Source organism: Ruegeria sp. CF1 (assembly GCF_056537445.1).
On the sequence record NZ_JBQFRN010000001.1, the window covers coordinates 421,391 to 443,698 of the forward strand.

Below are 22,308 nucleotides of genomic sequence, written 5' to 3' on the forward strand. Positions count from 1 at the left end.
GCCCTCTTGGTTTTGTCGGCAAATGTCTGCCCAGTCGGTTGCGGCCCTGAATACGATGCGTGCAGCCGGGGGGCAAGCTTAGAAGGACAAGCCCTGCAATCGGTCGAACAATTGCGCGATACCGGCGCGGTCGAGGTTGGCAAATGCTACGCGAACCTGCCGCTTTCCCGCGGAATCGCCCTCTGGCATGAACATGGTACCCGGCAAAAGCAGTATACCTGCCTCGGGTACCAGCCGTCGGGCCAATTCGTCGGAAGCGATGCCAAAGGGATGTTCGAGGTATGCAAAGTAAGCGCCAAGTCCCAAAAGACGCCAGCCTTTGTCTTCAAGGCGTGGCATTCCTTCTGCAATGGCGGCTCTTCGGTCGAGAATTTCATCTCGTTCACCCGCAACCCATTGGGTCAAGTTCCGCATGCCCCAAAGCGCGGCAAACTGGCCGATCTGGCCGGGGCAGATTGCGACCGTGTCCAGAAATTTCTCGATCTCCGCCAACAGGGCGGGGCTGGTTGAAATCGCGCCGACACGGTGACCGGTCAGGCGGTAGGCTTTTGAGAACGAGTAGAGATGGACAAACGTATCGTCCCAACCCGATTGCTGGAACAGGTCATGAGGCGCGCCTGATCGGCTGTCGAAATCGCGATAGGTTTCGTCAACCAACAGACGAAGCCCCGTTTCCCGCGCAAGATCATAGAAGCGGCGCACCAAGTCCGCAGGGTATTCGACACCACCGGGATTGTTCGGCGTCACCAACGAAATCGCCCGTGTCTTTTCGGTGATAAGGGCGCGGGCCCGTTCCGGATCGGGAAGCAAATCATCGTCTGTGGGCAAATCAACGGTTTTTACCCCAGCCATATCCAGCCACATCTTGTGATTGAAATACCAAGGGGTCGGAAGGATCACCTCATCCCCCTGATCGGTAATTGCCGAAATCACGGCTGAAAAGGCCTGATTGCAACCCGAGGTGATTGCGATCTGATTCGCCGATACCTCAGCCGCATAATGTGCGCTGATCTGAGCCGCGAGCTCGGACCGCAGGTCATCGTTGCCCAAGACCGGGCCGTAAAGATGTGCGCTGTCCTGCTCGACTGCGAATTCGGCCATTGCTTGCCGCAGCGCTAACGGGGGCGGATCGACCGGAGCCGCCTGACTGACATTGATCAACGGACGGTCAACTGCGAACTCGACCCCGTCCAGCCAACGGCGTGCCTCCATCACCGGAGGGGCAAAGGTGGCGGCAGTGCGGGTCATTGTCATGGTGAGTCCGTGATTTCAGCGCTTAGTTGAAACGCTTGATTAATCGGTGCCCCGATAGGGTTCGACATATTGCAGCGCCATGTCCCATGGGAAGAAAATCCATGTGTCCTGACTGACCTCGGTAATGAAGGTGTCTACCATCGGACGGCCCTTGGGCTTGGCGTATACGGTCGCGAAATGCGCTTTGGGGAACATCTCGCGCACCAGTTCCAGCGTTTTGCCGCTATCGACCAGATCGTCGATGATCAGAATACCGGTGCCATCACCCATCAGATCAGCATTGGGCGCTTTGAGAATTTCTGCTTCGCCCTGCGCCTGATGATGATAGGATTTCACGCTGACGGTATCGACCGTACGGATATCCAGTTCGCGGCTGACGATCATTGCGGGGGCCATGCCGCCACGTGTAATTGCCACGACCGCACGCCAAGCGCCATCATCTGGTCCTTGCCCATCCAGACGCCACGCAAGAGCGCGCGAGTCGCGATGAATCTGATCCCAGCTGATGTGGAAGCCTTTTTCGTGTGGCAGGCGGTCCTTGGCGCTCATTGTCTATTATCCTTTTTCAACGTCCGGCGCGTCGACGGCCTTCATTCCGACGATGTGATAACCTGAATCCACGTGCAGATTCTCACCTGTCACTCCGCTGCTGAGATCAGACAGCAGATACAGGGCCGATTTACCAACATCATCGATGGTCACATTCCGGCGCAGGGGCGAGTTATACTCGTTCCACTTCATGATGTAACGGAAATCGCCGATGCCGCTGGCCGCGAGCGTCTTGATCGGGCCTGCCGAGATCGAATTCACGCGAATGCCGTCTTTGCCCAAATCCTCGGCCAGATACTTTACGGATGCCTCAAGGGCGGCTTTTGCAACACCCATTACATTGTAGTGTGGCATGACCTGTTCAGCGCCGTAATAGGTGAGGGTGATCGCACTGCCGCCTTCGTTCATCATTTTTTCCGCGCGCTGCATAACGGCGGTGAAAGAGTAGACCGAAACATCCATCGTCAGGTTAAAGTTCGCGCGCGATGTGTCGACGTAGCGCCCGCGCAATTCGTTCTTGTCAGAAAAGCCAATGGCGTGGACGACGAAATCCAGTTTACCCCATTTCTTTTCCAGCGCGCTGAAGAGTTCATTAATTGATTCTTCGTCGCTGACGTCACAGGGCAAAACGATCTCGCTGCCCAACTGCGCCGCCAATGGATCGACGCGTTTTTTCAGGGCGTCCCCCTGATAGGAAAAGGCCAGCTCGGCCCCGGCGTCGGACAAGGCGCGGGCGATACCCCATGCGATTGATTTGTCATTGGCCAGTCCCATGATGAGGCCGCGTTTTCCGGCCATCAACTGATTTGACATCTTCGGTTCTCCGCCTGTCGTCGCATTGTGTTCGGTTGGTTTATGCCATTGATTGTCCTGCTTCAAGGCCATGCGCTCTTGCCCGCAGCGGGTTCTCGCCTTAGGGTCATGTTAATTGTTTCCTGGGGATGGAAATGAACGAGCATAATGGCATCTTCGCCGGGGCTGATCCGTTTGAAATCGCGGATCGGTGGCTGGCCGAGGCAGAAAAGACCGAACCGAATGATCCTAATGCGATTGCTTTGGCAACCGTGGACCCGGAAGGTTTGCCGAACGCCCGTATGGTTCTGCTGAAGGAAATCGAGAAGGACGCGTTTGTTTTCTATACGAACTATCACAGCGCCAAGGCTCAGGAGTTGGACAGCGCCCACAAAGCGGCTTTTGTGATGCATTGGAAATCTTTGCGGCGACAAATCCGTGTTCGTGGTACAATCACCAAGGAAGATGGGCCGCAGGCGGACGCATACTACGCCTCGCGCTCGCTCAAAAGCCGCTTGGGTGCTTGGGCGTCACACCAGTCGCAACCGCTGGAAAGTCGTGCATCCCTGATGGCCGAAGTGGCTAAAGTGACCGCAAAGTTGGGTACCAACCCGCCTCGCCCTGAATTTTGGGGGGGATACCGTGTAACACCTGTCGAAGTCGAGTTCTGGGCCGATGGTGCCTTCAGGTTGCATGACAGGTTTCAGTGGAAGCGACAAAATGTCGATTCCGACTGGCAAGTGCTGAGGTTAAATCCATGACGTTCGCGTTGCGTGAAATGCAACTGTTTGCAGACAATAGCTTTTTTCAGCTTGAATTTGCGAGCCAAAACATAAACAAGAAACCCTTAACGACTTGCCTATCGTAATGGGAAAACAGTGCCAGAAGATCTGAACAGCATGTACCGCGTCCGTGGACACGTAAAATGGTTCGATCCCGCCAAGGGATACGGATTTGTTGTGTCTGACGAAGGCGGCCCGGACATTCTGTTGCACGTCAACGTGCTGCGAAACTTCGGGCAAAGCTCGGTCGCGGATGGCGCCGGCATCGAGATCATGACCCACAAAACTGATCGCGGTGTTCAAGCGGTCGAAGTGATCAGTGTTGACCCGCCTGTTCGCGCGGAAACCATGATGTTGGCCGATTTTGCCGAGCTTGATCCAACCGTGATCGGCAGCGCTCCGCTTGAGGCTGCGCGCGTCAAATGGTTCGACAAGGGCAAAGGGTTTGGCTTTGCCAATGTTTTCGGCAGCAGTGAAGACGTATTCCTGCATATCGAGGTGCTACGTCGTTCTGGGTTGGCAGATCTGCAACCGGGCGAAGCGCTGGCCATGCGGGTCATTGATGGCAAGCGCGGAAGAATGGCCGCGCAGGTTCTGGCCTGGGAAGCGGCCCTGAACGACTAGGTTCTGAATGATGAGAACGGCTTTCGTACTGGCGCTCCTGAGTTTTTTGATTGGCGGGATCGCGCGGGCTGAATGCCGTCCGGATCGTGTCGAGCTTCGAAATGATCTGGCAGAGGTTCGCTTCGACGTTGAGCTGGCCATCACACCGAAAGAGCGATCGCGCGGATTGATGTTTCGCGAAAGCATGCCGAACAGATCTGGAATGTTGTTTGTTTTTGATCCGCCGCAACCTGTTGCGTTCTGGATGAAGAATACCCTGATTCCGCTTGATATGATCTTTGTTGATCGCGCGGGCACGGTGACGCGTGTGCACGAAGGTGCAATTCCGGGGGATCTGAGCCCAATCGAAGGCGGCGATTCGGTTTATGCGGTCCTGGAAATCAACGCTGGCCTAGCCGAGCGTTACGCCATTCGGCCTGGATCGCAGATGCGCCACGAAGTTTTTTCGCAAGGTCCTGCAATTTGGCCCTGTTAGGGCTTTTCAAATCAGATCGGCACGTTTAGGAAGGCGCACGGTCCGGGGCGTGGCGCAGTCTGGTAGCGCACCTGTTTTGGGTACAGGGGGTCGTAGGTTCGAATCCTGCCGCCCCGACCATTTTTCCTCTACACTGGCGTTCCGCCATAATCGGTGTAGAGCTTGGAAAAATCCCTGTCCAAATCTTTGCTTTCAATAGGTATTCTAAGAGTTGAACCATCTTTCTGCGGAACCAGAAAGTACAACTCTGCGTCCACGCGATACCCGGCCTGATTCTTGGTCGAGCTCAGCCGCGTTACGATCTGCGGCAAGTTCTGCGGATAACCGTTGAAGCTGAGAATCAAATACGCCGTTGCCTCGGGCGGCAAGGTCTCGCGGCATTCAAAGATGCTTGCGGTGGTCTTGATATACTTGTCGCCCGGCCCCGCGCAGTCGGTCCTGAAGGAATTGAAAAGGTTCTGCGGATAACCGTCGAATTGCGCGCTGCGAGATGCAGGTGGTGCTTCCTGTGATGTGCAGGACACGATTAGCGCCACAATAGTTAACAATGAAATCAAACGCATGTAGAGTAGATTTCCCATCCAGAAATGTCGTGTGATTTCAAGTATGGCACGCGCTGCGATGTCGTGACGATGATTCTCTGAACATGTCCTTAACGCGGGATCGGTTGATCAATGACCTCTAACTGTGGCGGAAAACACGAGAAATCACTCTGACACATCAAGGCGGAATGGGCTGGTCGTCCGGGACATGTCTGTGGAGGAATCGCGATGCGGCGAAATTCCGCCGGTTCAGCAAAACAGGTCAAGCTAAAAGATTCCAAAAATGACCGAAAAAGCCCGTTGACCAACTATGGGAATATACGTCAGATTGTATGGGCCGAAAGACGAGCCACTAAATCTGGTAGGCAATGACCAGAAAAGGCATCGGGCGAGGGACGGAAAGCAAACCACTATGACGTAGACCGGATTCGCGGTTCTGCGCTGTTCTAGGCAGCGTCCGGTCCCTTGCGTCTCAAATTCGTCGGTAGTGCGGGCGGCACCCCGCAGCATCAAGATTTAGTGCCGGGACTTGAAATTTGGACAGATCGAAGCTGGGGCAGCGGACATGAAGATTGAAAGAAAATTCACCAAACCGGGACAGGATGCATATGCCGATCTGGATTTTGTGTCCGCAACATCCGAGATTCGCAATCCGGATGGCACAATCGTGTTCCGTCTGGACGAGATTGAAGTGCCTGCAAAATGGAGCCAGGTGGCCAGCGATGTCATCGCACAGAAGTACTTCCGCAAGGCCGGCGTTCCTTCCAAGCTGAAGAAGGTTAAGGAAAAGGACGTTCCCGAATTCCTGTGGCGATCGGTTGCTGCGGAAGATGCTGAATTTGATGGCGAAACCTCATCGAAACAGGTTTTTGATCGTCTGGCCGGCGCGTGGGCTTATTGGGGCTGGAAGGGCGGCTATTTCTCGACTGAAGAGGACGCGAGCGCCTATTTTGACGAGATGCGCTATATGCTGGCGACCCAGCGTGCAGCTCCGAACTCGCCGCAGTGGTTCAACACCGGTCTGCACTGGGCATATGGGATCGATGGCCCGGCGCAGGGGCACCACTATGTTGACTACAAAACCGGCAAGCTAACCAAATCGAAATCCGCTTATGAGCATCCGCAACCGCATGCGTGCTTCATCCAGTCGGTCGACGATGATCTGGTCAACGAAGGCGGCATCATGGACTTGTGGGTGCGTGAGGCGCGCCTGTTTAAGTATGGCTCGGGCACCGGAACCAACTTCAGCCATCTGCGTGCAGAGGGTGAAGCGCTTTCGGGTGGCGGCAAGTCTTCGGGCCTCATGGGATTTCTCAAGATCGGCGACCGCGCCGCTGGCGCGATCAAATCAGGCGGTACAACCCGTCGAGCAGCAAAGATGGTAATCGTCGATGCAGATCACCCGGACATCGAGCAATTCATCGAATGGAAAGTGATCGAAGAGCAGAAGGTGGCCTCGATCGTTGCCGGATCGAAGATGCACGAGAAGATGCTGAACGGCATTTTCGAGGCCATCCGGTCTTGGGACGGCTCTGCCGATGATGCCTATAATCCAAACGCAAACGACGCCCTGAAAAATGCGGTTCGCGAAGCGAAAAAGGTCGCGATCCCAGAAACTTACATCAAGCGCGTTCTGGACTACGCCAAGCAGGGCCACGACAGCATTGAATTCCCGACCTACGATACGGACTGGGATTCAGAGGCTTATAGCTCGGTCTCGGGCCAAAACTCGAACAACTCGATCCGGGTGACCAATGCGTTCCTGACCGCAGTTGAAAAAGACGCGGATTGGGAACTGATCAACCGCACCGACGGCAAGGTTGCTCGTACAGTCAAAGCTCGTGATTTGTGGGAAAAGGTCGGCCACGCCGCATGGGCCTGTGCCGATCCTGGCATCCAGTTCCATGATACTGTCAACGAATGGCACACTTGCCCCGAAGACGGTGAAATCCGCGGTTCGAACCCGTGTTCGGAATACATGTTCCTCGATGACACTGCCTGTAACCTGGCGTCGATGAACTTGCTGACCTTTTTCAAGGACGGTGAGTTCCAGGCGGCGGACTATATGCACGCCTCGCGGCTTTGGACGCTGACGCTGGAAATCTCGGTGACCATGGCGCAGTTCCCGTCTAAGGAAATTGCGAAACTCTCTTACGACTTCCGCACCTTGGGTCTGGGATACGCCAACATCGGCGGCCTGTTGATGAACATGGGTTACAGCTACGACTCGGATGAGGGACGTTCGATCTGTGGCGCGCTGACCGCGATCATGACCGGTGTGGCTTATGCGACCTCGGCAGAGATTGCAGGCGAGCTTGGCCCGTTCAAAGGATATGAGCGCAACGCAGACCATATGCTGCGCGTCATCCGCAACCACCGTCGTGCGTCGCAAGGAGTGACCGAAGGGTATGAAAAACTGGCTGTTAAGCCGGTGCCTCTGGATCACGACAATTGCCCGGACAAACGTCTGATCGATCTGGCCATGTCAGCCTGGGATGAAGCGCTGAGCCTCGGCGAAAAGAACGGTTATCGCAACGCGCAGGCCACAGTTATCGCACCAACCGGCACCATCGGTCTGGTGATGGATTGCGACACGACCGGGATCGAACCGGATTTTGCGCTGGTTAAGTTCAAGAAGCTTGCGGGAGGTGGTTACTTCAAGATCATCAACCGCTCGGTGCCCTCGGCGCTGGAGAAGCTGGGCTATTCCTCGGCTCAGATCGAAGAGATCGTGGGTTATGCGGTTGGTCATGGCACCATCGGCAACGCGCCGGGGATCAACCACACCTCGCTGACCGGTCATGGTTTTGGCCCGAACGAGTTGGCAAAAGTAGATGCCGCACTGGAAAGCGCGTTCGACATCCGGTTCGTCTTCAACCAGTGGACGCTGGGCGAGGACTTCTGCACCGGTGTTCTGGGCATCCCGGCGACCAAGCTGAATGACCCGACCTTCGATCTGCTGCGCCATCTGGGCTTTACCAAGGCGGATATCGACGCGGCAAACGACCATGTTTGCGGAACCATGACGCTGGAAGGTGCGCCGCATCTGAAGGAAGAGCACTATTCGATCTTCGACTGCGCCAACCCGTGCGGCAAGAAAGGCAAGCGTTTCCTTGGGGTTGATAGCCACATTACCATGATGGCTGCAGCGCAAAGCTTTATCTCGGGCGCGATCTCAAAGACGATCAACATGCCCAATGACGCGACCATCGAGGACTGCCAGAAGGCATACGAACTCAGCTGGTCGCTGGGTGTGAAGGCGAACGCGCTGTACCGCGACGGCTCGAAACTGTCGCAGCCTTTGGCGGCGGCGCTGGTCGAAGATGACGATGAGGCAGCCGAAGTGCTGGAAAGCGGTTCGACGCAAGAAAAAGCCGTCGTTCTGGCCGAGAAGGTGATCGAGAAGGTTGTGGTCAAGGAAATGATCCGCAGCCATCGCGAGAAACTGCCGCATCGCCGCAAAGGTTATACCCAAAAGGCAATCGTGGGCGGCCACAAGGTTTACCTGCGGACCGGTGAGTTCGAAGACGGCAAGCTGGGCGAGATTTTCATCGACATGCACAAGGAAGGCGCTGGCTTCCGAGCGATGATGAACAACTTTGCCATCGCCGTGTCGGTTGGTCTGCAATATGGCGTGCCGCTGGAAGAGTTCGTCGACGCCTTCACCTTCACCAAGTTTGAACCAGCCGGGATGGTTCAGGGCAACGACTCGATCAAGAACGCGACGTCGATCCTGGATTATATCTTCCGTGAACTGGCCGTGTCTTATCTGGACCGCACCGATCTGGCTCATGTGAAGCCCGAAGGCGCAACCTTCGACGATCTGGGTCGCGGCGAAGAGGATGGTCTGTCCAACGTATCGGAAATCAGTGAAAGCGCGGCAACCAAATCTCTGGAAGTGCTGAAACAAATCAGCTCGACTGGGTATCTGCGCAAGCGGCTACCGCAGGATCTGATGGTCTTCAATGGTGGTCAAGCCGACGTGTCCGGTATGGCCGAAACCGCAGCGACATTCGAAGCACCCGCTGAGACGGCGGTTGCGACCGGAATGGACGCCCGTACCAAAGCCAAGATGCAAGGGTACGAGGGCGATCCATGCGGCGAATGCGGAAACTACACGCTGGTGCGCAACGGCACCTGCATGAAATGCAACACCTGCGGCGCAACTAGCGGGTGTAGCTGAGTTTAGCGCCCCGGCAACCCGGGGTGCAGGGGTCGGATGCTGCCACAGTAACCGGCCCCGACGAATACGAAGCAAGGCGCTGAGACTTACCATCGATGCCTTGTTTCACTCGGCCGACATGCCCGTGTCGGCCGGGAACAGGGTGGGGCGGAATATTTGCTCCCTCCCACTCTCTCACGGGACGGGTGCGCTCGTCCCATGCGCAGTCCAGGCCGCAGGCAAAAAAACACCGGGCGGTCAACGAAATGAGCCTGGAAGGCGAAACTGACAGGGGGCTTCGGCCCCCTTTCTTTTTTCAACCCCGAGTCGCGGATCTGAGCAGGGCTTCGCCGGATCATCCTGTTTGGATCGGGCAAGAGTTGCCGAAGCCACGACTGGCCATTTCGTCCGGCAATCGTCCGCAAATGCGACTCAGTCAAACACGCAGAGATTGGCTTGAATGCGACCATATCAATCTGAGCGGGTGACATGCCTTCAGGATGGGCTTTTTTTGGCGCTTGTCCGGACGCAAACACTCAAGAAAACGCAATCAGGAGGCATAACATGAAACCGCAAATTCTGGCCCTTATCTCAACCTTCGCACTTGGCCTGCCGACATTGGCCGTCGGCCAAAGCGCCGCCGATACCAACGGCGACGGAGTACTGACGATCGATGAAGTTCAGGCCGTCGTGCCTGATGTTGATGCCGAAGGCTTTGCGCAGATGGACGCAAACGGCGACGGTGCGCTAGATCAGGATGAGATCACCATCGCTGAACAAGCGGGCCTGCTGCCGCCGTCCAACGGCTGATAAAGCAGGAGTACTGGCGGCCCGGAAGCTCCGGGCCGCTTATTTTTCAGTGTCTTACGCGGGTAAGTAAATGTTGAATTTGCCGCGAATTTCCGCGTCCAGAAGCCGGTCGAATCTGGCCGGGGAAGGCACGGCAAGGATTTCTTCCTTCCGCTTCACTGCCTTTTCGATCAGATCTGGTTTGCCAAGCTCAACCCATTCCTTCGGAGATGATCGGTCACCAAAGGTAGGATAGACGTAATCTGCCTGCATACGGCCTAGCGTCGCATCGGTGCCAAGATAATGCCCAGGACCACCCATGCAGACTTCGGCCATCTGATCCAGTGCCAGTGTCTCGTCCGTCACCTCGATCCCGCGCACACAGCGCTGTGCCTGTCCGATCAGGTCATCGCTCAGGATCAGGCTCTCGTGGCAGAAGCCCAGCAACGAGGCATGCATGCCTGCCGCTTCATACACCATGTTCAGGCCCGACAGCCCAGCCATGACGTTCGAACACATTTGTTCCCAACCGGCCTGCATGTCGGGCAATTTCGCGTCCGATGCACCAGCTGCGGCACCACCGGGCAGATCGTAGAACTGGTGCATTTGCGCGCAGCCAGCGGTTAGCAGAGCTTGTTCACCCGAGCCGATGGACATTGCACCCGTGCGCAGGTCCAGACCAAAAGGCCAAGTGCCAAAAATCGCGGGTGCACCGGGCTTTACGGCGTTTACATAAACCAAACCCGCCAGACATTCGGCGGTGGCTTGTGTGATCGCTCCGGCAACGGTCGAGGGTGCGGTAGCTCCTGCCATGCCCGCAGAAAGCAACAAAACCGGCATTCCGGCCTTGATGCATTCTTCCATCACCTCGCAGCTTTCGGTGGCGAATTTCATCGGGGGCACAACGAAGCAGTTGGAGTTGGACATGAAGGGCCGCTCGCGCCACTTGTCCTCTCCGCCCGCGATCATGTGCAGCATCTCGATGGCGGGGGCCACATGGCTGGGCTCTGTGAACGACGTACCGATGTGTTTGAACGTGCCTGAGGTGGTGGCGTAGACCGTGTTCAGATCCATCTCAAGGTTGTCGGCGATATCTCGGCACACCATGGGGCGTTGAACAAAGTGAATGTTTTCAAGCTGTTCACAGATGCGAGTCGCGTCATGCAGGTCCTGCAGGGTCGAGTCGCGATATTCCTGCCCATGCACGTCGACCATGCTGACCGCTGCGCCTGCGGTGCCATAATGGACACGCGTTCCCGACAGCTCCAGATCCGATTTGCCGTCCCGGCTGTGCAGAGTGATCGAGCGATTGGCCTTGGCGATTGTGTCCTCGACCAATGCGCGCGGAAAGCGGATGCGGCCATCGTCGCCCAAGGTGCATCCCGCAGCCACGAGATAGTCGATCCCACTTTGTGGCGCATCAGCAAGGCCGATGGTTTCCAGTGCGGTCAGAGCGGCCTCGTGGATGCGTTCGATCTGTGCTTGGGTCAGAACCTTCAGGGTTCCGCCCTCCATACCAGGCCGAATCGGGCGAAGATGTTCCGGAAGAGCTGACGCACGGGCGGCACGACGCGCGGCGCGGCCACCGCTGCGGGATGAGTTTCGGGTTTGTTCGTTCATGTGTGTGTCCGGTCAAAAAAGTACGATGTGGGTGAGTGTACCTAGACCAGTGCTGGCCGTCCTCGTGCCGCACGACCGCGATCCGCACCAATGGTGCGGCTGACCAGTCGAATTTTCCAAACTTCGTTATGCATCAACTTCCTCAGTCTGATGCGCCCATTGTTTCAATGCACTTTTGGACAATCTGTTCTGTTTGCGACTTTGGACTAATTTTATTGGGCCATCAGTCAAAATGAACTGGGCGCAAATCCTCGTGACTAAATGTTTTTTTCCAATTGCGGTAAGAATCTGTTAATCTGCACGTAGTTATTTGGATTTGTATCTTAGGTTTAAGTAAATACTGGGGTTGGCTGATCAGCAGATCGCTGCCTCGGGGATGCGCCCAAACCGGCAACGGATGTTTGGAGGTCTGCATGAAGTCATTACTGGCCGCACTCGCCACAGCACTGATAACAGGTGCAGGGCAGGTTGTGGCAGAAGACTGGACAGGCGCGTACGCTGGTTTCAGCTTTGGTTATGCAGATGTTGATGGGTCCGGAGGGGCAGGCGGAAGCGGGGGCAGTTTTGGCCCGCTGATCGGATACGACTATGATTTTGGAAATTTCGTGCTTGGCGGTGAGCTGGAATATAACCGCCTGAATCTTGATCTGGGACAATCCGAAGGAAGCCTTGATAGTATGTCGCGATTGAAGTTGCGCGGCGGCTACGATTTTGGATCAGCCCTTGGCTATGTTGTCTTGGGAACCGCGCGGGCCAGTACGTCGGGTGACAGTGATACGGCAGCCGTTTACGGGATCGGTGTTGCCTATCCGCTTGGCGAACGGTTTGTAATCAGTGGCGAAGCGCTGCGGCAGAACTTCGATGATATACCGGAGTCTGGTCGAAGCCTCGACGCAAATGTGTTCAACTTGCGCACCACATTCCGCTTCTGAAACTCGGTGGTCGATTGTCATCCATCTGCCAATTGAGCGGCAAATTCGCATAGGGTCTGTAGCGATGTGACGAATTTCTCGTCATCGATTGTCATGGCCACGCGGATGTGACCTGCGGCGGCAGAACCAAAGCTCTCACCGGGCATCACAGCGATGGCATGCGTGTCCAGCAGCGCATTTGCGAACACATCGCCGCTAAGACCCGTAGCCCGGATATCCAGCATCAGATACATCGCGCCTTGCGCCGGTATTAAGGTGACGACCTGCTGCGCAGCCAGCACTTCAATCGCCAGAGCGCGGCGGCGGCGAAACGGCGCGGCGATTTTGTCTTCGAGAGGTTGTCCCACGCTCAGCGCATAGTTGGCCGCATCCTGTATAAAGCCGGGCACACCATAGGTTGTATGTGTTGCCAAGTTGATCAGGTGGTCGATCACGCCTTCCGGAGCAACGATCCACCCACAACGCGAGCCAGTCATGGCATGAGATTTCGACATTGAACCCACGACCAGAGTGCGCTCAGCCATGCCGGGTAGGGCGCGCGGTGACAGGTGTTCACCCTCCCAAACCTGCGTATCGTAGACTTCATCGGAAATCAGCCATAGATCGCGGCGCTGACAAACCTCGGCGATGGCAGAAAGTGTTTCGGCGGAATAGACCACACCAGTTGGATTGTTTGGGGAGTTTATCAGCAGCGACACCGCCCCGCCTGCCGCGCCATCGATATCGGAAGCGCGAGGTTGGAACAAATCTTCGGCGCGTGTTTCTATGCGTTTGGCTACCGCTCCAACGCCACGGATCGTGCCGGGGTAGGTGGCATAATACGGATCCAGGTAGAGCGCGATATCGCCCGGATCGCAAAGCGCGGTGTGCGCCGCAAACAACGCGGCCTGACCGCCGGGGGTTATGATGACATTGTTGCGAGTGGTCGCTACACCTGTTCGCATTTGGACACGGGCGGCCACAGTATCACGCAGCAGATCAGTGCCCGGAACCATCGCGTATCCTGTGTGCCCGCTGCGGGCCGAACTTTCCATGGCCGACAATATTGACTGATCGGTCCGAATGTCATGCTCGCCGATCGTCAACTCGGTAACGGCATGGCCTTCGGCAATCATCCGACGCGCGCGGATGAACACCTCCCAGCCGTCTGATCCACCCTCGGTCAGATGCGTAATGCGATGCGATAGTTTCAAGGGATTCTCCCGACCGGCTATGACGCCGAATGGGGCAAAGCACAGCAATTTTGTCAATCAGCTTCGCGGCGGCAAACTCGCCTGTATCTTCTTGGTCAGCGATGCACGGACGATAACGTATGAGGTGATCAGGCGATGTTGCATCTCGTCGGCGGCGGTTTCCCACGGCAGTCGAACCCAGCTGCGGTGAAAATACGGGGCCTTGGTGCCAATCCCTGCGTCGATCAACATCTGCGCGGTCTCAATGTCGGGTGTCTTGACCGATACACCATCCCCGACCGAACCGACGCAGGCGAACATCTTGCCGCCAACTTTCCATGCGTCGTGGCCGCCACCCCAAGGGTCCGAAAGTTCGGCACCGGGCAGGTCTGCGCATACGGAATTGACGTAATCACGGGTCATGGTGGGCAGACTGCCTCTGTGGAGGTTGAAACTCAAGGCTTGGCTCAGCATCAATCCCGTGCTAGGCAAAGCGCATGAACCGGAAAACTTGCATCATTATCTGCTGCATTACCTGCTGATTTCTCAAGCGGGCCGGTTTCTTTCGTTTTCATCTCTGAGACAAGTTGCTAAGCCCGCGCCAACGCGTGACGTATATGCTGTTTCAGGAGCACGACCCGATGACGACGATCAAACTGCACAATACAAGGACTCGGACGAAAGAGGATTTCGTGCCGATCGATCCCGATAATGTGCGGATGTATGTCTGTGGTCCGACGGTCTATGATCGGGCGCATCTGGGGAACGCACGGCCTGTGGTTGTGTTCGACGTGCTCTATCGTTTGTTGCGGCATGTATACGGTGCTGATCACGTGACCTATGTGCGCAATTTCACCGACGTGGATGACAAGATCAACGCCACCGCACTGTCGCGCAAGAAGGCTGGGGCTGACGGGTCTTTGGAACAGTTGGTGCAGGAACGTTCGGACGAAACCATCGGCTGGTATCTGCACGACATGGGCGCGCTGGGGGCGTTGGAACCCAACGCGATGCCGCGCGCCACAGAGTATATCGCGCAGATGATTGCGATGATCGAAGACCTGATGGCCAAGGGGCACGCTTATGCTGCCGAGGGTCACGTGTTGTTCGCGGTGGACAGCTGGAAGGAACACTATGGTGCGCTGTCGGGGCGGTCGGTTGATGACATGATCGCCGGGGCGCGGGTCGAGGTCGCGCCTTACAAGAAGAACCCGATGGATTTTGTGCTGTGGAAGCCGTCGACCGATGAGTTGCCCGGCTGGGACAGCCCATGGGGCCGGGGGCGTCCGGGGTGGCATATCGAATGCTCGGCCATGAGCTATGAATTGCTGGGCGAGAGCTTTGATATTCACGGTGGCGGCAACGATCTGATGTTCCCGCACCACGAGAACGAGATTGCTCAGAGCAAATGTGCCCACCCGCATGGCGAATTCGCGCGTGTCTGGATGCATAATGAAATGCTACAGGTCGAGGGCAAGAAAATGTCCAAATCGCTGGGCAATTTCTTCACCGTTCATGATCTGCTTGAGCAGGGTGTGCCGGGTGAAGTGATCCGGTTTGTGTTCTTGCAGACCCATTATCGCAAGCCGATGGACTGGACCGAGAAGAAGGCGCGCGAAGCCGAGGCAACGTTGCGCAAGTGGCGGGCGCTGACAGCGGGCATCGAGCCCGCTGCCGCCGCGGCACCTGCGGTCATTGATGCGCTTGCCGATGACATGAACACGGCAGGTGCCATCGCTGAACTTCATCGTTTGGCTGCTGACGGCAACGCTGCTTTATTGCTGGCGAGTTCACAGGTGGTCGGGCTGTTGACGGATGAAATGGCAGCTTGGGCGCAAACCGCCGTGGCTGATCTGTCATCCCACGCAGAAAAACTGGCCGATGCCCGCGCTCTTGCGATGCAGAGCAAGGATTTCTCTGAGGTCGATCGCCTGAAGGCGGCCTATGTCGCCGCAGGGCTGGAGGTTCGGATGAGCAAGGACGGTGTGGAGTTGGTGCCAGGTGCTGGCTTTGATGCCGCGAAGTTGGAGGCGGTCGAATGACCAAAGAGCGCCTTTACCTCTATGACACCACCCTGCGCGACGGGCAGCAAACTCAGGGTGTGCAGTTCTCGACAGCCGAGAAGGTGCAGATCGCGCAGGCGTTGGATTCGCTGGGGATTGATTACATCGAAGGGGGTTGGCCCGGAGCGAACCCGACCGACAGTGCGTTTTTTGAGAGCGCGCCTGAGACGTCGGCCTGTATGACGGCGTTTGGAATGACCAAACGCTCGGGCAGGTCGGCTGAGAATGATGACGTTCTGGCGGCTGTAATGAACGCGGGAACACCAGCCGTTTGTCTGGTTGGGAAATCGCACGATTACCACGTGACCCACGCACTTGGTATCACGCTGGAGGAAAACACCGAGAACGTTCGCGCCTCGGTCGCGCATATCGTGGCGCAGGGGCAGGAGGCTCTGTTTGATGCCGAGCATTTTTTTGATGGCTACAAGGACAACCCGGAATATGCGGTTGAAGTCTGCCGCGCTGCGCTCGATGCAGGGGCACGGTGGGTGGTTCTGTGTGACACCAATGGCGGAGCATTGCCGGCAGAGGTCGGGCGGATCGTATCCGAGGTGATTGCGGCCGGTCTGCCGGGGGATCGGCTGGGCATTCATACGCATAACGACACCGAGAACGCAGTGGCGTGCTCGCTGGCTGCAGTCGATGCGGGGGCGCGGCAGATTCAAGGTACGTTGAATGGGTTGGGAGAGCGCTGTGGCAATGCCAACCTGACCGCTTTGATCCCAACGCTGATGCTGAAAGAACCCTATGCCTCGCGCTATGAGATCGGAGTGATGCCCGAGGCGCTGGCCGGGCTGACGCGCATCAGTCGGATGCTGGATGATATCCTGAACCGAGTGCCCAGCAAGCAGAGCGCCTATGTGGGCGCGTCGGCTTTTGCGCATAAGGCCGGGCTGCATGCCAGCGCGATCCTCAAGGACCCGACAACCTATGAGCATATCAATCCGGCAAGTGTTGGAAATGCGCGCATCATTCCGATGTCGAACCAGGCTGGGCAATCGAACCTGCGTAAACGTCTGACCGATGCGGGATTGGCCGTAGAAGCGGGCGATCCGGCGTTGGGACGTATCCTTGAGCGGATAAAACTGCGCGAGGCCGAGGGGTATTCCTACGACACCGCGCAGGCTAGTTTTGAGCTGCTGGCGCGGGATGAATTGGGGCAGTTACCCGAGTTCTTTGAGGTCAAGCGCTATAAGGTGACCGTTGAACGCCGGAAAAACAAATACAACAAGATGGTCAGCCTGTCCGAAGCGGTTGTTGTTGTGAAAGTGGATGGCGAGAAGAAGCTGTCGGTAAGTGAGTCGCTGGATGAAAGCGGTAGCGATCGCGGTCCGGTGAACGCGCTCGCCAAAGCTCTGGCCAAGGATTTGGGGCAGTATTCGCAGATACTGTCGGATATGCGGCTGGTCGACTTCAAGGTGCGCATCACTCAGGGCGGGACCGAGGCGGTCACGCGCGTGATCATCGACAGCGAAGACGGGCAAGGGCGGCGCTGGTCTACGGTTGGGGTGAGTGCGAACATAATTGATGCCTCGTTCGAAGCGCTGCTGGATGCGATTCAGTGGAAACTGGTGAGCGATTGCGCCCCGCAGTCAGCGGCCGCCGAATAAGGTGGAGTTCGACGACGACATCAAGGCTTGTGCTGCGCTGGTTCATCGGGCCGATCCCGATCGCTTTATGGCTGCCATGGCCGCGCCAGTTGAGGCACGGGCAGTTTTGTTCCCGATTTATGCGCTGAACGTCGAGGTGGCCCGTGCCCCGTGGGTGACGCAAGAGAGCATGATCGCCGAGATGCGGCTGCAATGGTGGCGCGATGCCTTGCAAGAGATTGCCGAAGGTCCATCTGTTCGTCGGCACGAGGTTGTTACGCCATTGTCGCGCGTGATTTATCCGCATCTGGCAGCGCTGTTGGATGAATATGTGGCCGTAAGGCGTTGGGATATCTATCGTGATCCGTTCGAGGATGAGGCGCATTTTGACGCCTATATTGCCCATAGCGCTGGAACATTAATGGTGGTGTCGGCGCAGGCTTTGGGTTCGGCGGATGAAACTGTTCTGCGTGATTTCGGATATGCAGCGGGGATCGCGAATTGGCTGCGCGCAATTCCCGAGCTTGAGGCACGTGGGCGCATTCCTTTGCTGGACGGAACCCATGACGGGGTTCGGGCGCTGGCGCAGAAGGCTTTGGACCGATTGGCGCAGGCGCGGTCCGCCCGCAACGAGGTCTCGGCACAAGCACGGCCTGCGCTCTATGCGGGGTGGCAGACGGAATGGGTGTTGCGGACTGCATTGGCCAGACCGGACCGGGTGGCCGCAGGTGCGTTGGCTCAGGGTGAAATCCGACGTCGGTTTACCCTGATGAAAACCGCAGCGACCGGGCGCTGGTAACGTCAGACGGTTTGTGGGTCCGAAGGCCTCAGAACCAGCCACAGCAGCGCGCCACCTGCAAGGGTCAGCAGCGGGATCATGGCGAGGTTTACGGCCGTCCAACCCTCGACCGCTGAACCGCCCGAGCAGTTCATCAATCCGCCAGAGGCAAGCGAAGCAAAGGTCACGCCGCCAAACACCAGCAAGTCATTCAGGCCCTGCATTCGCCCGCGTTCGTGCACTTCATGCGAGTCTGCCAACATGCTGGTGGCGCCAATGAAGCCAAAGTTCCATCCGATGCCAAGCAGGATCAGGGCGACGAAAAAGTTACCTAGATCAATACCTTGCAAGGCGACAATGCCTGCGCCGCCAAGGATTGCCAAACCGAGAGCTACGATCTTTTCGACCCCAAACCGCGCGATCAGGTGGCCGGTGAAGAAGCTGGGAATGTACATCGCCAGTACGTGGCTGGTGACGATATCCGCGGCATCACCTTCGGTATATCCGCACCCGACGACGGCCAAAGGTGTAGACGTCATTACAAGGTTCATCAGCGCATAGGAAACCATTGCGCAGATGATCGCTACTGCGATGCGTGGGGTTTTCAGCAACTCCAGCCGTGTGCGACCTTTGGGTTCATCTTCGGTCGGTTTCGGCGGAGTAGGGATGTCGAGAAAGAAGAACAGGGCTGAGCCGATTACGTTGATCGCGATCACCGCCAGATAAGTGCCCAAAAACGGGACCACATACGCCTGCGAGGTCAGCTTGACGATCTGAGGGCCGATGATCGCCGCCGCAAGCCCTCCGGCCATGACGTATGAGATCGCCTTGGGCCGAAATGCATCGGAGGCGGTGTCGGCAGCAGCAAAGCGATAAAAGCCATGTGCGCTCATGTATATGCCGGTCAGGAAGCTGCCGATCAGGAAGATCGGGAACGAGCCGAGATAAAGGCCGTAAGCCCCGATAACGCCCCCTGCGGCACCTGCGGTTGATCCCACAAGAAACCCGGCACGGCGTCCCCAGCGTTGCATGATGGCTGAAATCGGCGTGGCCGCCAGCATTGAACCCAGAACGATTAGTGAAATCGGCAGCGTCGCAAGGCAAGCGTTGCTGGCCAGCGATTGGCCTGCCAGCCCGCCGACGATGAACATCATCGGCATCTGTGCACCCAGGATTGCCTGTGCTGCCACCAAAACGGCGACGTTGCGTTTGGCCTGACTGTCGTCAGGGGTGGCAGCGATCATTGTCATGGGCGAATGGTTATCTACGATTGAGACTTGGCACAAGCGGGTTGCATATGCGGCACATCCGCCTAACGTGCGGACAAGGATCACTTATTGGAGAGCGCATGTCCGTCGGACGCATCATCGAAACATCGGACTGCGTTACCGAAGGGGCCGAGTGGCTGGCTGAGGCCTGCCCCCGGATGGCTTATGCGATAGAGCAAACCGGACCCCTGCCACTCAGGCGCAAGCCTGACGGGTTCGCCCAGTTGCTCAGCGCGATTGTCAGTCAGCAGGTCAGCGTGGCCTCGGCAAACGCAATCTGGAAGAGGCTGCAGGACGCAAAACTGACCGGTCCGCGCAAGATTATGTGGGCCACTGATGATGATCTGCGCGCTGTGGGTCTCAGCCGTCAGAAAATTCGCTATGCCCGCGCCTTGGCCGAGGCGCGGATCGATTACAAAGCACTGCGCGATGCCCCGGATGACGAGGTGGTCGCGATTCTGACCGAGGTGCCGGGAATCGGTGTCTGGACCGCCGAGATTTATGCGATGTTTTCGCTGGGTCGCGCCGATGTGATTGCACCGGGCGATCTGGCCTTACAGGAAGCTGCACGCATCCTCTATGAATTGCCAGAACGACCAAAAGACAAAGAGTTACGCCAGATGGCTGAAGCATGGTCGCCGTGGCGATCGGTTGCGGCGCGGGTGCTGTGGGCCTATTACCGGGTCGCAAAAGACAGAGAAGGGATCAGATGACACGGGTTTTGAACGCGCTCAGGAAAGAGCCGGTTTCAGGCGACACACGCTCGGTCGTGGTGTTTGTGCATGGTTATGGTGCAAACGGGGCCGATCTTTTGGGGCTGGCTGATCCGTTGGGCGAGCATCTCCCGGATACGTTGTTTGTAGCTCCGGACGCGCCTGAACAGATCATCGGTATGCCCAACGGTTTCCAGTGGTTCCCGATCCCGTGGATTGATGGCTCATCCGAGGAGGAAGCCCGACGGGGTATGGAAATGGCGGTTGAGGATTTCAACGCGTTCCTTGATGCGCTGATGGTGGATGAGGATGTCCTGCCAGAGCAGGTAGTGCTGTTCGGTTTCAGCCAGGGCACGATGATGAGCTTACATGTAGCCCCGCGCCGCGAGGACCCAGTGGCCGGGATCGTAGCGTTCTCGGGCCGTTTGCTGGAACCTGATTTGCTGCCAGACGAAACCGTAAGTCGCATGCCGATCCTGCTGGTGCATGGCGATGCTGATGACGTTGTACCGCCGCAATCGTTGCCAGAAGCAGCTGAGGCACTTCAGGCGGCCGGGTTCAAAGAGGTTTATGCCCATATAATGAAGGGCACTGGCCACGGGATTGCTCCGGATGGCTTGAGTGTTGCGCTGGCCTTCATGCGGGATAAGCTGAGCCTCTGACTTGCGGGACGATCTAAGGAGAGCATGATGCTGATCGTGACAGGAGTGGTCGACGTTTCAGATGCAGCGGTCGAGAAAGCCATTGCTGCTGCGCAGGAAATGGTTGCGGAAACTCTGAAAGAACCCGGATGCCTGATCTATGAATTCAGTCAAATCCTGGGTCAGGCGACCCGCTTTCGGGTCTATGAGGAATGGCAGGATCAGGCCGCGCTTGAGGCCCATTTCGCGACCCCTCATATGGCTGCTTTTCAGGCGGCGCTTGGCGAGGTCGGCGTTGTCTCTAGCGAAATCTACCGTGTGATCGGGGGCGAGAAGCAGCCGCTTCGCTGATCGATCACTCCCAAAGCTTTCCTTCCGAGAATTCGACCGAATTGCCTGCAGGGTCTCGTACATAGAGCGACCGGGCTCCGTTGGGCCAGTCGAACTCGGCATCGACAGGGATGTTCCAGTCCAACAGATGCTTGCGCATCACGGTGATTTCATCGCGGCTCAGGACAAGGCAAACATGGCTGGGACCGCGCGCCCCATGCGGTGGGACCGGCAGATCGGGGTTTCCTGGCGGTTTCTCGGTTTCGCTGGCATTGAACAGCAACAGGACGGACCCGCCGATCCGATAGAACACATGGCGATCGGTGACACGCTGGATTTTATCTAGTCCCAATATCTGACCATAGAAATCCTCGGCCGCATCCAGGTCGTCGACATACAGCGCGGCTTCCAGGATGGCAGACGGGGCAGGGATATCCGGTGTGACCTTCATGCCCTAAGCCTATCACATCACGCAGTTTTTGTCACCGGCGCGGGCGGCGGTCCCGCTTGCGCGACGGTGCTGAGTCAACAGCTGGCATCGGCAGGCTTTCCCACTGACCGGGGTCAAGGCCGTCCAAAGACCAATCTCCAACACGGGCTCGGATCAGGCGCAGAGTTGGGTGCCCGACTGCGGCTGTCATCCGGCGAACCTGACGGTTGCGGCCCTCTTTAATCGTCAGTTCAACCCAACTGTCGGGCACCGTTTGGCGAACCCGGATCGGCGGGGTGCGTGGCCACAGCCATTCGGGTTCGTCAATCAGACGCGCCTTGGCGAGGCGCGTCAAACCATCCTTAAGTTCAACACCTTCCCGCAACGCCTTTAGTGCCGCTGTATCGGGAATGCCTTCGACCTGAACCCAGTATGTCTTAGGCATCTTGTGCTTGGGGTCTGATATCTGCGCCTGCAATCGCCCATTATCAGTCAGCAGCATCAAACCCTCGCTATCCCGGTCCAAGCGTCCCGCAGGATAGACACCGGGCAGGTCGATGAATTCCGAGAGCGTGCTGCGGGGCGAGTCAGAATTGGCGCGGTCGGTGAACTGCGGCAATACATCGTAAGGTTTGTTGAAACGGATGAACCAGGACATGCCCCGCCATAGCTTGCAGACCACATCTGCGCAACCTGTGGATAAGTGTCACTTATCTGTTACGTATTCGGCCTAACCAATACCCGAGATGTTGTGTGAACTCGGCACTTGTCAGAGATTTAACACGATATATAGTTAACTTAAG

At 57.1% G+C, this 22,308-nt stretch carries 22 protein-coding genes and 1 tRNA gene; 13 read left to right on the forward strand and 10 right to left on the reverse strand.

The features are described 5' to 3' along the window. Window positions 1-78 precede the first annotated feature (78 nt). From ACRZ96_RS02110 to fabI, 3 genes are read right to left on the reverse strand one after another with little or no spacing between them, the layout of a single operon-like run. Window positions 79-1,254, reverse strand: a complete 1,176-nt coding sequence (locus tag ACRZ96_RS02110) for an aminotransferase (protein WP_170562577.1) — start codon at window positions 1,252-1,254, stop codon at window positions 79-81. 39 nt (window positions 1,255-1,293) lie between these two features. Beyond that, window positions 1,294-1,803, reverse strand: a complete 510-nt coding sequence (gene gpt / locus ACRZ96_RS02115; protein WP_170392980.1) for a xanthine phosphoribosyltransferase — start codon at window positions 1,801-1,803, stop codon at window positions 1,294-1,296. Window positions 1,804-1,809: 6 nt separating this feature from the next. After that, the gene (gene fabI, locus ACRZ96_RS02120) at window positions 1,810-2,616 is read right to left on the reverse strand and encodes an enoyl-ACP reductase FabI (protein WP_170405951.1); all 807 of its coding nucleotides are present in this window, start codon (window positions 2,614-2,616) and stop codon (window positions 1,810-1,812) included. 134 nt (window positions 2,617-2,750) lie between these two features. Here fabI and pdxH point away from each other — a divergent pair, with 134 nt between their 5' ends. The 4 genes from pdxH to ACRZ96_RS02140 all read left to right on the forward strand — a co-directional run bounded on the left by pdxH (window position 2,751) and on the right by ACRZ96_RS02140 (window position 4,596). Further along, complete coding sequence (gene pdxH, locus ACRZ96_RS02125; RefSeq protein ID WP_170405948.1) at window positions 2,751-3,356, forward strand: pyridoxamine 5'-phosphate oxidase; 606 nt, start codon at window positions 2,751-2,753, stop codon at window positions 3,354-3,356. A gap of 117 nt (window positions 3,357-3,473) precedes the next feature. Next, window positions 3,474-4,001: a cold-shock protein gene (locus tag ACRZ96_RS02130; protein WP_170392983.1), complete on the forward strand. Its 528-nt coding sequence runs from the start codon at window positions 3,474-3,476 to the stop codon at window positions 3,999-4,001. Window positions 4,002-4,008: 7 nt separating this feature from the next. Then, window positions 4,009-4,476, forward strand: a complete 468-nt coding sequence (locus ACRZ96_RS02135) for a DUF192 domain-containing protein (protein ID WP_170392984.1) — start codon at window positions 4,009-4,011, stop codon at window positions 4,474-4,476. A gap of 43 nt (window positions 4,477-4,519) precedes the next feature. Beyond that, window positions 4,520-4,596 (forward strand) — tRNA-Pro (locus tag ACRZ96_RS02140). Window positions 4,597-4,604: 8 nt separating this feature from the next. Here the strand turns inward: ACRZ96_RS02140 and ACRZ96_RS02145 are convergent. Beyond that, on the reverse strand, window positions 4,605-5,039 hold the full coding sequence (locus ACRZ96_RS02145; RefSeq protein WP_170392985.1) for a hypothetical protein: 435 nt from the start codon (window positions 5,037-5,039) through the stop codon (window positions 4,605-4,607). 544 nt (window positions 5,040-5,583) lie between these two features. On the opposite strand from ACRZ96_RS02145, the gene ACRZ96_RS02150 reads away from it, so the two are divergent. Continuing rightward, the gene (locus tag ACRZ96_RS02150; RefSeq protein ID WP_480704912.1) at window positions 5,584-9,201 is read left to right on the forward strand and encodes a vitamin B12-dependent ribonucleotide reductase; all 3,618 of its coding nucleotides are present in this window, start codon (window positions 5,584-5,586) and stop codon (window positions 9,199-9,201) included. Window positions 9,202-9,744: 543 nt separating this feature from the next. Continuing rightward, complete coding sequence (locus tag ACRZ96_RS02155) at window positions 9,745-9,990, forward strand: EF-hand domain-containing protein (protein WP_170405941.1); 246 nt, start codon at window positions 9,745-9,747, stop codon at window positions 9,988-9,990. A gap of 54 nt (window positions 9,991-10,044) precedes the next feature. Here ACRZ96_RS02155 and ACRZ96_RS02160 read toward each other — a convergent pair whose 3' ends face one another. Beyond that, window positions 10,045-11,589: a trimethylamine methyltransferase family protein gene (locus ACRZ96_RS02160; protein ID WP_480704910.1), complete on the reverse strand. Its 1,545-nt coding sequence runs from the start codon at window positions 11,587-11,589 to the stop codon at window positions 10,045-10,047. Window positions 11,590-12,002: 413 nt separating this feature from the next. On the opposite strand from ACRZ96_RS02160, the gene ACRZ96_RS02165 reads away from it, so the two are divergent. Then, window positions 12,003-12,521, forward strand: a complete 519-nt coding sequence (locus ACRZ96_RS02165) for an outer membrane protein (protein WP_480814192.1) — start codon at window positions 12,003-12,005, stop codon at window positions 12,519-12,521. Between the two features lie 17 nt (window positions 12,522-12,538). Here ACRZ96_RS02165 and ACRZ96_RS02170 read toward each other — a convergent pair whose 3' ends face one another. Continuing rightward, a complete protein-coding gene (locus ACRZ96_RS02170; RefSeq protein WP_480561451.1) occupies window positions 12,539-13,714 on the reverse strand; it encodes a pyridoxal phosphate-dependent aminotransferase in 1,176 nt (391 codons plus the stop codon). 57 nt (window positions 13,715-13,771) lie between these two features. Beyond that, on the reverse strand, window positions 13,772-14,116 hold the full coding sequence (locus ACRZ96_RS02175; protein ID WP_480771463.1) for an MmcQ/YjbR family DNA-binding protein: 345 nt from the start codon (window positions 14,114-14,116) through the stop codon (window positions 13,772-13,774). A 218-nt stretch (window positions 14,117-14,334) separates the two neighbouring features. On the opposite strand from ACRZ96_RS02175, the gene cysS reads away from it, so the two are divergent. From cysS to ACRZ96_RS02190, 3 genes are read left to right on the forward strand one after another with little or no spacing between them, the layout of a single operon-like run. Then, window positions 14,335-15,735 (forward strand): cysteine--tRNA ligase, encoded by a 1,401-nt coding sequence (cysS, locus tag ACRZ96_RS02180; protein ID WP_480814193.1) that lies wholly within the window; start codon window positions 14,335-14,337, stop codon window positions 15,733-15,735. Continuing rightward, window positions 15,732-17,366 (forward strand): citramalate synthase, encoded by a 1,635-nt coding sequence (gene cimA / locus ACRZ96_RS02185; protein ID WP_480704905.1) that lies wholly within the window; start codon window positions 15,732-15,734, stop codon window positions 17,364-17,366. Before cysS ends, cimA begins: the two co-directional genes overlap by 4 nt. A 1-nt stretch (window position 17,367) precedes the next feature. After that, a complete protein-coding gene (locus ACRZ96_RS02190) occupies window positions 17,368-18,144 on the forward strand; it encodes a phytoene/squalene synthase family protein (RefSeq protein ID WP_480771462.1) in 777 nt (258 codons plus the stop codon). A 2-nt stretch (window positions 18,145-18,146) separates the two neighbouring features. Here ACRZ96_RS02190 and ACRZ96_RS02195 read toward each other — a convergent pair whose 3' ends face one another. Then, entirely contained in the window at window positions 18,147-19,373 is a 1,227-nt protein-coding gene (locus tag ACRZ96_RS02195) for an MFS transporter (RefSeq protein ID WP_480704901.1), read from the reverse strand. 98 nt (window positions 19,374-19,471) lie between these two features. Here ACRZ96_RS02195 and ACRZ96_RS02200 point away from each other — a divergent pair, with 98 nt between their 5' ends. The 3 genes from ACRZ96_RS02200 to ACRZ96_RS02210 are packed head-to-tail and all read left to right on the forward strand — an operon-like array spanning window position 19,472 to window position 21,096. After that, the gene (locus ACRZ96_RS02200; protein ID WP_480569806.1) at window positions 19,472-20,104 is read left to right on the forward strand and encodes a DNA-3-methyladenine glycosylase family protein; all 633 of its coding nucleotides are present in this window, start codon (window positions 19,472-19,474) and stop codon (window positions 20,102-20,104) included. After that, on the forward strand, window positions 20,101-20,766 hold the full coding sequence (locus tag ACRZ96_RS02205) for an alpha/beta fold hydrolase (protein WP_170392997.1): 666 nt from the start codon (window positions 20,101-20,103) through the stop codon (window positions 20,764-20,766). Before ACRZ96_RS02200 ends, ACRZ96_RS02205 begins: the two co-directional genes overlap by 4 nt. Before the next feature lie 27 nt (window positions 20,767-20,793). Further along, complete coding sequence (locus ACRZ96_RS02210; RefSeq protein ID WP_480814194.1) at window positions 20,794-21,096, forward strand: putative quinol monooxygenase; 303 nt, start codon at window positions 20,794-20,796, stop codon at window positions 21,094-21,096. A 4-nt stretch (window positions 21,097-21,100) separates the two neighbouring features. On the opposite strand, the gene ACRZ96_RS02215 is transcribed toward ACRZ96_RS02210, so the two are convergent. Together ACRZ96_RS02215 and ACRZ96_RS02220 are read right to left on the reverse strand one after the other, a co-directional pair. Further along, complete coding sequence (locus ACRZ96_RS02215; protein ID WP_480704899.1) at window positions 21,101-21,526, reverse strand: VOC family protein; 426 nt, start codon at window positions 21,524-21,526, stop codon at window positions 21,101-21,103. A gap of 31 nt (window positions 21,527-21,557) precedes the next feature. Next, on the reverse strand, window positions 21,558-22,163 hold the full coding sequence (locus ACRZ96_RS02220) for an rRNA large subunit pseudouridine synthase E (protein WP_480704897.1): 606 nt from the start codon (window positions 22,161-22,163) through the stop codon (window positions 21,558-21,560). Window positions 22,164-22,308 lie beyond the last annotated feature (145 nt).